The sequence below is a fragment of the Mesorhizobium waimense genome, from assembly GCF_003601975.1.
In the GTDB taxonomy this organism is placed as follows: domain Bacteria; phylum Pseudomonadota; class Alphaproteobacteria; order Rhizobiales; family Rhizobiaceae; genus Mesorhizobium; species Mesorhizobium waimense.
Genome location: NZ_QZWZ01000003.1, coordinates 161,293 through 176,302 on the forward strand (window position 1 = coordinate 161,293; position 15,010 = coordinate 176,302).

The window sequence follows — 15,010 nt, forward strand, 5'->3', positions numbered from 1 at the left end:
GAAGATCCCCTGACCTTCCCTGAGCCATGAATGGCCGTGCCGGCAAAGGCGCGGCTGCAAGCCCGTTCTTCGGGGCGCCGACGCGTGCTCGTCCAGATCTGCTGTCGAGCAGAATAGTTGCGTTTGTCCACTAAAAGTAGTTGCATTTATCCACTACCGGCTCAATCATGCCCTGGAAGATCCTCGACAACCCCGGATTGGGGCTGCGGCGACCTCGATGAAGGCGGTCAGCAAGCCTCGGGAGAGTGTTCGGTGCCGGCAAAGAAGAAAGGCCCGCCTCATCCAGTCGAAACGGTCGGGCTGGACGTCCTTGAAGACACGTTGAGCTTCTATATCCGGACCATCAACATAGCGCTTTCGCGTGATCTCGATGATCGTCTGGAAGGTCTCGACGTCGCCCGGGGAACCGGCAAGATCACCACCTTGCTGCTTGTCGACAGCCATCCGGGGATACGGCCTTCGGTCATAGCGCAGCTTATCCTGCGCGATCGCTCCGCCATGGGCAGGCTGGTCGACCAGATGATCGACCATGACCTGGTGACGCGCCGGAACGCGCCGGACGACGGACGTGCACAGGAGCTCCACATCACCGAAAAAGGCGCGGACCTCGCCCGCAAGGTGCGCGAGATCGCCACCAAGCAATCCAGCGATTTCTTCGCCGGTGTGCCCGAGGAAGATCAGAAGCGCCTGCTGGACATTTTGCGGCGCGTCTATCGCCGAACCCTGGGTCTCGACCAATGACGGCGCCGGCGGCAGGCGCAGAGCGAGCCGGCCAGCGTGTGGCGCTCGTGTCCGGCGCCAGCCGCGGTATCGGTGCGGCTTGCGCGCGGCACCTGTTCGAAACGGGCTGGACATTGTCGCTGGGCATGCGCGAACCGATGCAGCCAGACTGGGCCAATGGCGAGCGCGTCCGTGTGTTCCCCTACGATGCCACGGAGGCCGGCAGCGAACGGACATGGGTCGACGGCACCGTCGATGCCTTCAACCGAATCGACGCGGTTGTCGCCAGCGCCGGCATCATGATTGCGAAGTCGGTCATCGACATCGACGACACGGATCTCGATCTTATGTTCGAGGTCAACGTCAAAGCGCCGCGCCGTCTGGTGCGCGCGTCATGGGCATCGCTTGCGGCGAGCCGCGCGGGCCGGGTGATCATTCTCGCCTCGCTGTCGGGCAAGCGGGTCAAGTCCGTGACAGCCGGCTCCTACTCGATCTCCAAATTTGCCGCCGTCGCGCTGTCCCATGGCATCCGGCAGGCGGGGTGGGATCTTGGGATTCGGGCGACGGCCGTCTGTCCAGGTTTCGTCGCCACAGACATGGCCCGCGGCATCACCGATCGCGCCGATGCGCTGATGACCGACCCCGACGACCTCGCACGGATCATCGGGCTGCTTCTCGACCTACCCGATCATGCGAGCGTCGCGGAATTTTCCGTCAATTGCCAGCTTGAGGAGTCCTACTGAGCATGCCCGGACCGTTCGTCGTCCCCGTTCATGGAGATACCGAGCTGCCACAGGAGGTGGACTGCGTCGTCATCGGCGGCGGCATCATCGGCACTTCGACGGCGCTGGAACTGGCCGAGAGAGGCTTGCGGGTAGCCCTGTGCGAGAAGGGCGGCATCGGACACGAACAGTCCAGCCGCAACTGGGGTTGGGTTCGCATTTCCCGGCGGGATCCGCGCGAGCTTCCGCTGATGGCGGAAGCCCTGCGGATATGGGCGAGGCTCTCCGAACGGACGGGACGAGACACGGGCTATGCCCGGGCCGGAATTGTCTTCACCTGCGCGGACGACAAGGAATACGACCAGCACGAACGCTGGGGACGCCATCTCGAAGGCTATCAGTTCGAGTCGCGAATGATCGGCGCCGGCGAATTGCGTGACCTCTTGCCTGGCTCCAATCTCGATGTCAAAGGCGCGCTCTACACGCCCGCCGACGGTCGCGCGGAGCCGCAGAAGGCGGCGCCTGCAATTGGCGAAGCCGCACGCGACCGCGGCGCCGCCATATTGACGGAATGCGCAGTGCGCGGCGTCGAGACGACGAACGGCGCCGTTTCGGGCGTCGTGACCGAACGTGGCTTCATCGCCTGCAAGGCGGTCGTCCTTGCCGGAGGGGCCTGGTCGAACCTGTTTTGTGGAACGCTCGGTCTCGACCTGCCGCAGCTGAAGGTCATGAACACGGTTCTTCGCACGACCCCGGTCGAGAACGGACCGGACCAGGCCGTGTGGGCAAACAACTTCGCCATACGCAAGCGCCAGGACGGCGGCTACACCGTCGCCTCCAGCATGAGCAATCTCGTCGATATCGTGCCGAACTCCTTTCGCTATGCGCGCGATTTTCTTCCGGCCTGGAAGACGGAGTGGCGATCGCTGCAATTCCGCCTGGGGGACCGTTTCCTCGACGAGGCAAGGATGCCGACACGCTGGGCGATGGATGAGGCGAGCCCCTTCGAATACTGCCGCGTGCTCGATCCTAAGCCTTCCAAAAAAAGCTCGGAGCGCGTTCTTGCAAATGCCCGCAAGGCATTTCCTGTTCTGGAAAAGGCAGAAGTGGCGCAGCGCTGGGCCGGCTATATCGACGTCACGCCCGACGCCGTTCCCGTCATTTCCGCAGTCGACGACGTTCCCGGCTTTCATGTGGCGACCGGTTTCTCGGGCCATGGTTTCGGCATCGGGCCCGCGGCAGGCAGGCTGATGGCGGACATCGTCACCGGACGGCCACCGATCGTCGATCCCAGGGATTTCCGGTGGTCGCGGTTTTCGGACGGATCGAAGGTCGCACCGATCACTGGATTATAAGCGCTCCGACAAGAGAGCGTGACGCAGCGAAAGTGGAACACTAAAAAAGGAGCCTCCAATGTCAGACAAGAGCAGCAGCACTTTCTTTCGACCGACGCGTCGTCAGGCGCTTGGAATGGCAATCGCCGGTGCCGCCGGCCTCACCATACCCAGCCTGACGGGAACAGGCAGGGCCCTCGCGGCAACCCCGCCGAGCGAGCCCAAGGGACAGGTGATCGTCGGTTTTTCCCAGGAACCCACCGTCTTCAATCCGCACCTGATACATATCGAGGTCGACGAAGGCATCCACTTCAGCGTGTTCGATTCGCTGTTTGGCGTCGACCCGAAAGGCAATTTCTTCCCCGCGCTCGCCAAGGAGGTGCCGACCGTCGAAAACGGCGGTATCTCTGCCGACGGGCTCGAGTGGCACGTCAAGCTGCGCGACGACGTGAAATGGCATGACGGACAGCCGTTCACCGCCGAAGACGTCAAGTTCACGCTCGAACTGCTGGTCGACCCGAATTTTCGCAGCTGGCGACGTGCCGGTCACGAACTTGTCCAGGATCTGACTGTCGTCTCGCCAACCGAGATCAAGTGGAAGATGAAGGAGCCTTACGCGCCCTACCCGTCGATCCTGGCCGCGACCTTCATCGTTCCCAAACATGTGCTCGGTGCGGCGGAGGACAAGAACACCGCGCCGTTCAACAATGCCCCGATCGGCACCGGCCCGTTCAAGTGGGTGGAACGCATGGCCGGCGATCATATCGAACTGGCCGCCAACACCGACTACTTCGCCGACGGCCCCTACCTAAAGAGCCTGATCTACAAGTACATTCCGGATCTGACCGTGCTCTACACACAGTTCAAGACCGGCGACATCGACGTTATCGGACTGCAGTGGATCACGGCCGACCACTATGACGAAGCCAAGGCATTGAGCGGAACCGCGGTCGCCGTCATTCCCGCCGCCACGATCGAATCGCTCAGCTTCAACATGGAGCGCCCGCAGTTCAAGGAACTCGCCGTTCGTCAGGCGCTGTACCATGCGCTGGACAAGAAGACGATCATCGACGCCCTCTACTACGGGCTGCCGACCCCGACCGAAACCTACATGCCGCAGCAGTCCTTCTACTACAATCCCGATTTGCCGAAGCAGGAATACGATCTGGACAAGGCAAAGAAACTGCTGGACGACGCCGGCTGGGTCCCTGGTGGGGACGGCATCCGCGTCAAGGATGGTGTTCGCCTCTCGTTCAAGAACTCGACCACGGCCGGCAATCATATCCGCGAACAGGCGCAGCAGTTCATTCAGCAATCGTATCGCGACATCGGCGTCGAGGTGGTGATCTCCAACCTGCCGCCGGCGGTGATGTGGGGCGACTACTGGATGAAGTCGGAATTCGATTCCGTCGTCGTCGGCATCAACTTCCTGACGGGCTCCGATCCCGACACTTCGGACTACCTCAGTTCGAAGTCGATCCCGGCCAAGGGCGGCTCCGGCCAGAATACCTGGCAGTATGCCAGCCCGGAGGTGGACAAGCTGCTCGAAACCGGCGGTGTCGAATTCGTACCGGAACAACGCAAGAAGGCTTACCTGAAGATCCAGGAGACCGTGCGCAACGACCTGCCATTCCTGCCGATGTTCCAATACGCGACGGTCCGCGGACACAAATCCGGTGTCGAAGGCGTCGTGCCGAACATCAATGTGCGCATCGACTCCTGGGACGTGGCCACCTGGTACTGGGCATAGACGCACAAATGAGGCCGGGCCGGCAATGACCGGCTCGGCCTGGGCGCCTCTCTGGCGCGACTGTATCCGATGGACAGCAAAACGGAGACAACCGGCATGGTTCGCTATCTGCTGGGACGCTTCTGGCAAAGCCTCGTCCTGCTCCTGCTGGTTTCGGTGATCGGCTTTGCCGTCCTGAACCTGGCTCCGGGCGGACCGCTATCGCAATTCACCCTGACACCAGGGATGACGCAGGCCGACCTCGATCGCATCGCCTCGCAAATGGGGCTCGATCGACCTCTTCCCGTCCAGTACATCGACTGGCTGGCACACCTGCTTCGCGGTGACTGGGGGCGTTCGTACCGGGACGGCAGGCCCGTGCTCGACATCATCTGGGAGCACCTTGTCGCGACATTGCTGCTGATGGGCGTGTCAACCGCGATCGCCATCCTTGTCGGCACTTGCATCGGTGTCCTGGGCGCGCTCAGACGATATTCGATCTTCGACTACGCCGCGACCGTCGGCGCAATGGTGGCGCTGTCGATCCCGACCTTCTGGTTCGGGTTGATCGCGATCTACATCTTCTCGCTGCGGCTCAGATGGCTGCCGGCCGGCAACATGTACACGATCGGCGACGGCTCGCTCGGCGATTACGCGATCCATCTCATCATGCCGAGCGTCGTTCTTGCGCTGGTCAATATCGCCGTGTGGAGCCGCTACATGCGCACCGCGACGCTCGACGTCATCAGCCAGGATTTCGTCCGAACGGCCCGGGCCAAGGGGCTGAGTTCCCGACGGGTGTTGATCCGCCACATTCTCGGAAACGCCCTGCTGCCGATGATCACCCTGCTGGGGCTGCAACTGCCGACAATACTGGGTGGCGCTCTGGTGACGGAAACGGTCTTTACCTGGCCCGGCATGGGGCGGCTGTTCCTCGATAGTCTCGGCTACAGCGACTACCCCGTCGTGATGGGTCTGTTGATGATGTCCGCTGTCCTCGTCCTGGTCGGCAATCTGGCCGCGGACCTCACCGTCGCATTCGTCGATCCGCGCATTCGATTGAGCTGAGGAACGAAAGATGACCCAGTCGGATTTCCTCATCCCCACCCACGCCAGGCAACGCTGGTGGCATAGCCGTAGCGTGCGCCGATTTGCCCGTCATCGACTGGCGATGTTCGGCCTGGTGATGATCATCGTCCTGGTCCTCGCCTGCGTCTTCGGACCTTGGCTGCTGCCCTTTGACGATCTCTATATCGACCTGCGTGGCCGGTTCTCGCCGCCGTTCACGGGCTATCATTTCTTCGGCACCGATCCGCTTGGACGCGACATTGCGGCGCGCCTGTTCATGGCCGGCCGCATTTCGCTCCTGGTCGGGTTCGCTGCGATGGTCATCAGCACCGTCTTCGGAACCGTGCTCGGGATTGCTGCCGGCTTCTTCGGTGGCCGCATCGGCACGGTGCTGATGCGTTTTGTCGACGCGATGCTGTCCTTCCCCAACATCTTCCTGCTGCTGGCGATGGCGGCCTTCATCAAGCCGAGCCCGATCATGATCACGCTGATCATCGCGGCAACGAGCTGGATGGAAATCGCGCGCATCGTCGAGGCGGAGGTGCGTTCGCTGCGCGAACGCGACTTCGTCGTCGCCGCCCGGATGCTGGGGCTCAGCAACAGCCACATCATGTTTCGCGAGCTGCTGCCCAATGCAATCGGCCCGATCATCGTCGCGGCCACGCTTACCGTTGCCCGGGCCATCCTTCTGGAAGCCTATGTCAGCTTCCTCGGCTACGGCATCCAGCCTCCGCTGCCGAGCTGGGGAAACATGCTGAACGGCGCCCAGCAATATCTCGACAGCGCGCCGTGGCTGGCAATCGTTCCCGGCGCCGCCATAACCCTGGCGGTCACCAGTTTCAATTTCATCGGCGACGGGTTGCGCGATGCGCTCGACGCGCGAAGCGACATGCTGTGAGGCCGCCCGGCATGGCAAGGTTTTCGCCGTTTGAAGTCTCGCTCTGGTATGCGACCGCGGCGCCACCGCCAAAGACCGGCTCGCTGCAAGGACGCAGGCGGGCGGATGTCTGCATCGTCGGCGGCGGCTACACCGGGCTGACCACTGCACTCGACCTTGCCCGTGACGGCATAGACGTGGTTCTGCTCGAAGCCCAGGAGATCGGCTTCGGCGGCTCGGGGCGCAATGCCGGCCACTGCACGCCAACCTTCACCCACTACAGCCTCCCCGAACTGCGTGCCATGCTGGGCGAGCCATGGGCCGAAAGGTTGATCGCCCGGCAAACAGGGGCCAACAGACAGGTCGCAGGGATGATCGAGCGCTACGGCATCGATTGCGAATGGCAGCAGAACGGCTACGTGATGGGTGCCCTTACGCCAGGCGCCGTCGCTAGGCTCGAGGCAAAGGCGCAACAGTACAATGCGGTCGGCGCCAAGACGCGGTTGCTTGACAGGCAGGCTACCGAGGAAATCACCGGCAGCCCGCGATATCATGGCGGCTGGTTTCATTCCGAGGCTGGTCACCTCAATCCATTGGGATACGCGAGAGGCCTTGCCCGTGCCGTCATCGAGGAAGGTGGCACAATTCACACGAGGTCGCCGGTCCGCGATGTCGTGCGGCAGGATGGTGCCTGGACAGTTCATGCCGGCGAAGGGAGTGTGGTCGCCGACAAGGTCATCTTTGCGACCGGCGCCTACACCGTCGACGGATGGCCCGGCCTCGACCGGACCTACAAGATCCAGAGGGTGTTTGTCGCCGCCACCCAGCCGCTGACCGCCAGCGAACGCCAAACCATCCTGCCGCGCAACACGACGATGCATGACGGCCGAGGCGACATCTTCGTCTACAAGTACAACGGCGAGGGACGCATCGTCGCCTCGATGTTCCCGATGGGCCGGCGCGGAAGCGACATGGCGTTCACACACCGCCTCATGTCCGATCGCCTGCGCTGGCTCCATCCGCAGTTCGGCAGCGACTTGAGATGGGAGTATTTCTGGTTCGGCGAGTTGGACATGCAGAAGCGCACCATCCCGCGCTTCTATCAACTCGCGCCGGGTGTCGTCGCGCTGACGGGCCTGTCCGGCCGTGGCGTGCCGACCGGAAGCATGCTTGGCGGCATACTGGGCGAATGGGCGAAAAGCGTCCCCGAAAAAGACCTGGCGCTGAAGCTCGAGCCGCTGCGACGGGCACCCTTCTTCATGTCCTTCGCTCCCGCCGCCATGTTGCGATACTATCGCGTCTCGGACTGGATCCGGGCAAAGGCCAGCGGGTCTCCACTTCCACCCCACGCTTAGCTAAGGTTTCTCTCGGACAAGAACGCCCGATCGTCAGGGTCGGTCGGCTCGCCACGGATCGTGTCCGGCCCGAGCCGGTAGAGGCCTTTCTTAAGGCGGCGCGACGTTGCGGCAAGCTGGCAATGGGCCGACTGTTCCTCCCTGGAGGACGCACGCCTGGTCACTGGATGCCGGGGTCGACTTCGTCGGAACGACGCTGAAATGCCGAGGCCAGGAACTTCCGGCTGTTGGGACCGGACGAGACCTCATCCAACGCCTCGACGACGTGACCGTAGTCGAGACCATGACGATCATGCGTGCCTCGGCGTTTTGTCCCGCCGGCGACAAGCTATTGCGCAGCGCCAGCGCCTGGATGATCTCCCGACAATGCGAGGTCTGCGCCGATTGCTCGACGAAACATTTCGGTGCGGCCTGGAATGCTCAGGATCGGAGGCGCGAAGACCGAGATCGCCTTTGGGTGAACCTTGAAATGGGCCGGTGTCGAGGTGACGATCTCACCATCGGTGTTGACCGGCATCGGCTTCTCCGTCTCGATGTTGAACTCGACGCACCTGGCCGTGCGTACCTCACGCCAAGCGCCATGCGTTCCAGAACGGAACGAGCGGAGCATCAGCGCCAGCTTCCAGAGATTCGTCATTTCCAAGCTATAGAGATCGAGATGTCCGTCATCGATCTCGGCCGTCTCTTCCACAACGTTGCCGCCGCCGTAGTGCCGACCGTTTCCAACCGCGATCTGGTAGGTTTCGGCTTCGATCGCCGCGCCTTTCTCGGTAATCTTCGCGTGAAACCTCGTGGCCCGCGTCAACACTTTCATCGCCGCCAGCGCATAGCCAAGCCTGCCGAAACGCTTCTTCAGAGCGGGGTCCAGACCCTGCGCCAGTTCGGTGCTGAGTCCGATACTCGCGACGTTGAAAAAGGCATGACCATTAACCGTGCCGACATCGATCAGCCGGGCTTGGCCTCGCGCGATCACATCGGCAGCCTGCAGGAGATCCATCGGAATATTGAGTGTGCGAGCGAGGTCATTCGCCGTTCCCATAGGAATAATGCCCATCGGCAGGCCGCTTTCCATCACCGCCATCGCCGCCGACGATACCGAACCATCGCCACCGCACACAACCACAAGATCGGCCATATGGCGTAAGCGAACGATGTCACGAGCGATCTCAGGCAACGCCTCGAACGTCTCGACGGTGACAGAAAGCCGACCTCCCTCCAGCCGCTCCACAACTGGCGCGATCAGTTCCTGGCCGCGCCGCGCCTTGGGATTGAGGAGCAGCAATGCGCGCCTTTTGTCTAATTTGCTCATTCAAAGAACGGTCCGATGGTTCATGGGCTCAACGCACATAAGGTGGCTGCTTCCAGATTGCGACCGCAACCGACGCTTTTGACCCATCCGGACACACCAGCGCCACGCAGGCTAGTTCCGCCAAGTGGGGAGTGAGATAGGCGCTAAGCAGGAGCTTTCCCGAGCACTGGTCATCGCGCACAGTTTCAAAGCGCTAGGAGGATTGTCAGGAGATGGCGGCCGACGGCATCCGCGGTGACCTTGTCTCCGCCGCGACATCACGAATGTCGGTGGTTGCGGGGACGCGACGTCTGATCACACGGAACGCAAGGCGCGACCACGGTGAGATAAGTCCTAAATCGTTCGAGATGCGGACACGTCTGCGTCTCGATTGTATCGCTCATCGACCTTCGGTTAATGCATGCCGCCGGTCTGCGTATGCTGCCCACCGGGTCGCGAGATGGCGGCCAAGGTTTCGCCGGTGCGGCCGCTGCCGTCCGAGATCGCGAGATCGCCCAGCGAGACGATGCCTACCAGCCGCTTGTCGCGGTTCAGGACGGGAATGCGGCGGATCTGCTGATCGCCAAGATTGCGGCATACATCAACGGTGTCTTCGTCTTCGAAACAGTACCTGACATCATTCGTCATGATGTCGCCGACCTTCGTGTCGGGACCCTTGCCTTCCGCCACGGCACGGATGGCGATATCGCGGTCGGTCAGCATACCGACGAGCCGGTCATTGTCGCCGACCGGAACCAGGCCGGCGTCTATTTCAGCCATGATGCGCGCCGCCTCCTGGATGGTCTCATTCGCATTGGCGACGCGGACGTCGCGGGTCATTACTTCGCTCACTCTCATTTCCAGCGCTCCTGTTAATTGGCCGAACGGATGCGGCAGGCACCCGTCCTGACCCCCAACTCGTGTGACGCCTCGATGTTCCGAAAGCGGGCCACGGCCAAGCGCAATGACGTCTGGCCGAAAAGGTTATCCGACACTGATCGGGAACACTCCACGCCTCCAAGGGTTTGCCTCGATGACCGACGCGGGATTCCGGATACGGGGCTCGAGCCATGGCGTGGGACCGGCTGACCGCGCGTATTGGCAAGATGTGAAACATTCGGAGCGCGGCTCCAGGAGAGCCCGCAATCGAACCCGGGAGACCACCATGAACCGTCCTGATCCGAATAATCCCGTACCGGCGCCGGACAATCCCAATCCAGAGCCGTCCCGGCCCCCCGCCCCGCCGGAAACTCCACCCGGCGAGCCGCCGGGCGTGCCTCCGCCTTCGCCTGACCCCGTTCCCGAGCCGGGAAGAGGACCGCCAGAGATCCCGCCGGGCACGCCGCCGGAAATTCCTACGGAGCCGACGTTCCCCGGCCCTACGGGCGGAGACCACGAATGGTTGCAAACGAGAAGGGTTTAGTCACCCGTGTGCTCGATCATGCCGATTACCTCCAGAATGTCGCGCGGCTCGATTCCGACTTGCCTCAGTCCAGGCAGGTCGATCGCCGCCACGTTGTCGACGCGCATGAGGTCGACCTGGTTGCGCTGGATCAGTGCGCCCGGAACGAACTCAGCCACAGCAGCGATGGAATTCCACACCGCAAATGGCATCGGCACGCGCTCGCGGCGCGTCGCGTGAACGAGAAGGGCCACTACCGCCAGCCAGATAAAACCGCCAGCAGTGGCCATGAGCCAGAGCAGTTGAGCGATCTGGCGCGCTTCCTCGCCAGCCGGATCGAGCGCCGACTGGGCGCCTGCGCAGCTGGAACAAACTCCCAAGGACAAGCACACCGCGAGCACCGCAGCGCGTTTCGCGATGTCAGTGCTTATCCCTGGAACCGTCGGCGAACCCATCCCTCCAATCGACGCAGCCATTGCGCACAAACGCGCCCGCCACGGAGTGGTTGCGCCAAGACTTTAACTACGCAGTCTGGCAATTGACGATGGGACGTCTGGCGGAGATTTTGAGGCAGGCTTCAAGCCAGCGCTGCGGTGATCCTCGGCGCAAGGTGCGAAAGCGCCAAGGGCCACCCTTGGCGCGCTGCCAAGGTGCGGCCAACAAATGGGCAGAGTTCTACCTTGGCAGCTGCATTTTTGGGCTTATTCCGACACCGGCAAATTGCCCGACGGCCGCGGGACATTAGTTACCGGGGTTGCCTCTATTCGGCCTTCGGCGGCACCTCTTCCTTGATATCTGCCGAAGTCGACGTGTCGGCTTTTTCGACGCTCGCGGTCTTCGTCTGCGTGTCGACCGACGCCTGCACCTTCGAATGCCCGGGGCACTCTGCGGAAGCGGCGGATATGGTGAGGCCCAGTGCGGCGGCTATTGAGAGGAACGTTTTCATTCGTCATCTCCTCTTTCGTTGACGACACAGCGTAACGCGTCTTCCCTCCCGCCGCAAAATCACATTTGGGAGGAACTGTCTCGCCCTCCTCTCACGGGCGGACCAAGATGTTCCGCCGGCGACGTTCGCCTTGTTCAAAGCCGCCTTTGCCGGGCCCCCATTTCAATGATCACATTCGCAACCGCTTCGCTTACCGACTAAAGCGAAAATGAAGAGGAGCTATGAAAGCCATTCTGACGAAGGGGGGAAGCTCACGGTTCGCATACAGCAACTAGGAAGCGGTGAAGGAGCCAAATGGTGGTGCGCCAAGCCTACATTCTGGCATGTCCACGAAGCGCTTTTGCAGCGGCGGTCAACCTGGCACGGTCGCTTCCGCATTTTCTTAGGAGCTGATGCACTTGCGCCGGCGTGATGCCGTTCTCCCGAGCAAAATGTCTGATTATGTAAGCCTCGCTGCCAGAGATTCGATCTGGGTAGCGAGGGTAAAGTTGTGCCGGGTCCGCTGGCATGACGGTCTCCTTTCCATCATGCCAACGCAGGAAAGGCCAGTTAGTTTCCCACTATGTTGGCAAGCCTGGTGGTCTGCTTCGCGCAGCTTGCCCAGCCGTGGCCGTCGCTTTGGTCTCAGACCACCGTCGAGCGGGTACCACTCGCTTGCTGGAGAAAAAGCCGTAGGCGACGTCGCGGAAACGAACCCCCACCCATTTGGTGAGGAGCCGTATCGCCCACTTCATTGTTGGCGCCGCCTGGGTCGGCCAGGGTGGATGCCGAAATGAGACCTAAGTCCGCAATTGGATGCGACTGAGGGCCAGCCACGGAACCCCTTGAAGCTACTCCACGTTCGGCACCCGAAGGTTTTGGGCTGGAAAGGAGAAATGCTACGGCTGACGGCCCAATTGCTGTAAATGCCACGACGACGCACGAGGCTTGTCGTCATCCCAGTGCTAGTGCCGCAATGGGATCGTCAGATTTGGCCTACTGCCGATGAGCACCCGAGGCGCTGACTTTCTGCACAAGTGGATTTCCGAACATATGCCGGAGGGGCCAATCGACGACCCTGGCCGGTTTGTGACCGATTTGGCAGACCGGGCAATGCGGGCTGCCAACGCCGAGGGTATTTCGATTCAGGAGATCGATGAAGAGATTGGCAGCGTCTATGAAGCGATCATTCATGCCGTCGAACATCGCGAAGGCGGTCTAGCGGATTGACATGCCAACTTTGTAGTGGGTGCTTATGCGATGCTCGGGACGCGAGGCTGCAGGCGAACGTCGATCGATCGAGTGTGTGAGCAATGCAGCCTCCTACATCGACGAGCCGCATACAAAATTTCTCTAAATTAGGAATGACTTATGGAACTTTGGGACGCGCGTTTCATTTCAACCGCATGCGAAGCTCTGTGCTCCAAACCATAAGGACGGGAGTAAACGCGCCGTCGCTGCCGCGGTACTCGCTGGTCCTGCCGATTTACAATGAAGAACAGGTTTTGCCTCGGCTGGTCGAGCGGATCAGGTCGCTGATCTCCCAGTTGGACGGCGAGACGGAGGTGATTTTCGTCGATGATGGAAGCCGCGACGGCAGCGTCAGATACCTTCGTCGTGCGGTCGGAGCCGAGCCTCGTTTTCGGCTGATCGAGCTTTCCCGCAATTTCGGGCACCAGATCGCCATCACAGCCGGCATGGACGCCGCCGAAGGGGAAGCCGTCATCGTCATGGATGCCGACCTTCAAGACCCCCCCGAGGTCGTTCTCGATCTGGTGGCGAAGTGGAGGGAGGGTTTCGAGATTGTTTATGCACGCCGCATCAAGCGCGAGGGCGAATCATGGTTCAAGCGCCTTACTGCAAGTCTGTTCTACCGCCTGCTCGAAAAGATGACCTCTGTTGACATCCCGCGCGACGTCGGGGATTTCCGCTTGGTCGGCCGCAAAGCGCTAGAGACTTTCCGGCAAATGCCCGAACACGACCGCTTCGTCAGAGGCTTGTTCGGCTGGATGGGCTTCAAGCAGACGGCGGTGCCTTTCGAACGCCCAGCACGGACCCTTGGCCAGACCAAATACCCATTCTGGAAAATGGTGCACCTTGCGGTGCACGGCATCGTTAGCTTCTCGGAGCAACCGCTGCGCCTGGCACTCTGGGGCGGCTTGACCATTTCCGCGCTTGCCGTGGCCTTTGGTGCTTACGCCATCTTCGCCTGGATTTTTGAAACCGGCATTATTGCCGGCTGGACATCCACCGTGGTGATCGTATCGCTCCTGTGCGGGATCAATCTTTTCATGACCGGCGTGGTCGGACTTTATGTCGGCAGCATTCACGCCGAGGTGAAACGGCGCCCCCTTTACGTGATCGATCGCCTCACCGGCTTCGACGAGGCGATACGTGGCGTCCCGGGTGAGAACCGCCGATCCTTTCGCAAACCCCGCAATGGAGTCTCGGCCCATGTCCGAACTCTTCGACAGCTATAGATTCAATTATAGCGAGGCGGTCCAAGGGTCGATCCGCTTTTCAGGCCTTAAACACGACTTCTTTCTCTTGGCGAAGGCCGACCTGCTGCGACGCGTTGTGGTCGAGCGAGGGCTTCGTCACGTCGGCTCGGGTGTACGGGCGCTGGATGTCGGCTGCGGCGTGGGTGCGCTCCATCCCTATCTCGAAGGCGCCTTCGAGTGCCTTGACGGCTGCGACGTCTCGCAAGAATCGATCCTGCGTGCCAGCCAGGAAAATCCAAACGTCGCCTACAGAGCCTGCACCACGCCGAACCTGCCATACGACAATGGCACGTTCGATCTGGCTTTCGCCAGTTGCGTCGTCCATCATGTTGCGCCCGCCTCCTGGCTCGATTTCCTTCGGGAGATGCGGCGCGTCGTGCGCCCGGGCGGTGTCGCCTGCATCATCGAGCACAATCCCTATAACCCGCTGACGCGTCTCGCTGTGTTCCGGTGTCCCTTCGACCAAGACGCGGTCCTGCTCAGCGCAGCCAAAACAGCGTCCCTCTTTCAAGAAGCAGGCTTCAGGAACATCCGATCCGAGCACTTCCTGCTGCTGCCGTCAGGCAGGCCCTTCGCCCGAAAAGTTGAGCGCACGCTCGCCCCCCTGCCGCTGGGAGCACAGTATGCGTGTAGTGCGCATGTCTAAGCATCGGTCTGCCGGCGGCGGCCTGAAACTTCTGGCGCGCTTCGGCTTTGTCGGCATCGCCGCCACAATCCTGTATGCTGCTTTGGCTGCCGCTTTTACCAAATCGGAACGGATCGGCTTCACGCCCATCCAGGCCTCGCTTGCGGCATATGCCACAGCCACTCTGTTTTCGTATCTCGCTCACAAATCCGTAACTTTCGTGTCTGGCGGATCGCATCAATCTGAAGCCCCGCGGTTTCTTCTGCTGGCGGCGACAGGCTTGGCCATCGCCTATGGGGCGCCGGCCCTGTTGACGGTGAAGCTCGGCTTGCCGCTCGTCATTCCCGTTCTGGTTACCTGCTTGCTTGTCCCCGCGATCAATTTTTTCGTGCTCGACCGATGGGTCTTTGCCGCGCGCATTCCCGGTCAGCACGGCGATCGCTCCCGCCAGAGGCAATAATGCT

General features: G+C 61.6%; 15 protein-coding genes. 11 read left to right on the forward strand and 4 right to left on the reverse strand.

The genetic code is table 11. The annotated features are described in order from the left end of the window. Positions 1–252: 252 nt before the first annotated feature. The 7 genes from D3227_RS05900 to D3227_RS05930 all read left to right on the forward strand — a co-directional run bounded on the left by D3227_RS05900 (position 253) and on the right by D3227_RS05930 (position 7,805). Entirely contained in the window at positions 253–741 is a 489-nt protein-coding gene (locus tag D3227_RS05900; protein ID WP_120013189.1) for a MarR family winged helix-turn-helix transcriptional regulator, read from the forward strand. Beyond that, the gene (locus tag D3227_RS05905) at positions 738–1,463 is read left to right on the forward strand and encodes an SDR family NAD(P)-dependent oxidoreductase (RefSeq protein WP_167480613.1); all 726 of its coding nucleotides are present in this window, start codon (positions 738–740) and stop codon (positions 1,461–1,463) included. The genes D3227_RS05900 and D3227_RS05905 overlap by 4 nt, the downstream gene beginning before the upstream one ends. Before the next feature lie 2 nt (positions 1,464–1,465). Beyond that, positions 1,466–2,797 (forward strand): NAD(P)/FAD-dependent oxidoreductase, encoded by a 1,332-nt coding sequence (locus D3227_RS05910; protein WP_120013190.1) that lies wholly within the window; start codon positions 1,466–1,468, stop codon positions 2,795–2,797. 58 nt (positions 2,798–2,855) lie between these two features. Further along, positions 2,856–4,526, forward strand: a complete 1,671-nt coding sequence (locus D3227_RS05915) for a peptide ABC transporter substrate-binding protein (protein ID WP_120013191.1) — start codon at positions 2,856–2,858, stop codon at positions 4,524–4,526. A gap of 96 nt (positions 4,527–4,622) precedes the next feature. Beyond that, positions 4,623–5,573, forward strand: a complete 951-nt coding sequence (locus tag D3227_RS05920; protein ID WP_120013350.1) for an ABC transporter permease — start codon at positions 4,623–4,625, stop codon at positions 5,571–5,573. 10 nt (positions 5,574–5,583) lie between these two features. Then, positions 5,584–6,471: an ABC transporter permease gene (locus D3227_RS05925; RefSeq protein WP_120013192.1), complete on the forward strand. Its 888-nt coding sequence runs from the start codon at positions 5,584–5,586 to the stop codon at positions 6,469–6,471. Between the two features lie 11 nt (positions 6,472–6,482). Continuing rightward, positions 6,483–7,805: an NAD(P)/FAD-dependent oxidoreductase gene (locus D3227_RS05930; RefSeq protein WP_120013193.1), complete on the forward strand. Its 1,323-nt coding sequence runs from the start codon at positions 6,483–6,485 to the stop codon at positions 7,803–7,805. A 328-nt stretch (positions 7,806–8,133) separates the two neighbouring features. Here D3227_RS05930 and D3227_RS05935 read toward each other — a convergent pair whose 3' ends face one another. From D3227_RS05935 to D3227_RS05955, 4 genes are all read right to left on the reverse strand, one after another. Further along, positions 8,134–9,114, reverse strand: a complete 981-nt coding sequence (locus tag D3227_RS05935; RefSeq protein WP_120013194.1) for a lipid kinase — start codon at positions 9,112–9,114, stop codon at positions 8,134–8,136. 393 nt (positions 9,115–9,507) lie between these two features. Continuing rightward, positions 9,508–9,951 (reverse strand): CBS domain-containing protein, encoded by a 444-nt coding sequence (locus D3227_RS05940; protein ID WP_120013195.1) that lies wholly within the window; start codon positions 9,949–9,951, stop codon positions 9,508–9,510. A 561-nt stretch (positions 9,952–10,512) separates the two neighbouring features. Further along, entirely contained in the window at positions 10,513–10,950 is a 438-nt protein-coding gene (locus D3227_RS05950; RefSeq protein ID WP_120013197.1) for a cytochrome c oxidase subunit II, read from the reverse strand. 305 nt (positions 10,951–11,255) lie between these two features. Beyond that, positions 11,256–11,441 carry a hypothetical protein gene (locus D3227_RS05955; protein ID WP_120013198.1) on the reverse strand — a complete coding sequence of 62 codons (186 nt, stop codon included), beginning with the start codon at positions 11,439–11,441 and terminating at the stop codon, positions 11,256–11,258. A gap of 984 nt (positions 11,442–12,425) precedes the next feature. Here D3227_RS05955 and D3227_RS05965 point away from each other — a divergent pair. From D3227_RS05965 to D3227_RS05980, 4 genes are all read left to right on the forward strand, one after another. Then, positions 12,426–12,650 (forward strand): DUF768 domain-containing protein, encoded by a 225-nt coding sequence (locus D3227_RS05965; protein WP_120013200.1) that lies wholly within the window; start codon positions 12,426–12,428, stop codon positions 12,648–12,650. 188 nt (positions 12,651–12,838) lie between these two features. Next, a complete protein-coding gene (locus tag D3227_RS05970) occupies positions 12,839–13,900 on the forward strand; it encodes a glycosyltransferase family 2 protein (protein WP_120013351.1) in 1,062 nt (353 codons plus the stop codon). Beyond that, positions 13,875–14,567, forward strand: coding sequence for a class I SAM-dependent methyltransferase (locus D3227_RS05975; RefSeq protein ID WP_120013201.1), 693 nt, complete (start codon positions 13,875–13,877; stop codon positions 14,565–14,567). The genes D3227_RS05970 and D3227_RS05975 overlap by 26 nt, the downstream gene beginning before the upstream one ends. Next, positions 14,506–15,006: a GtrA family protein gene (locus D3227_RS05980; RefSeq protein ID WP_245451665.1), complete on the forward strand. Its 501-nt coding sequence runs from the start codon at positions 14,506–14,508 to the stop codon at positions 15,004–15,006. The genes D3227_RS05975 and D3227_RS05980 overlap by 62 nt, the downstream gene beginning before the upstream one ends. Positions 15,007–15,010 lie beyond the last annotated feature (4 nt).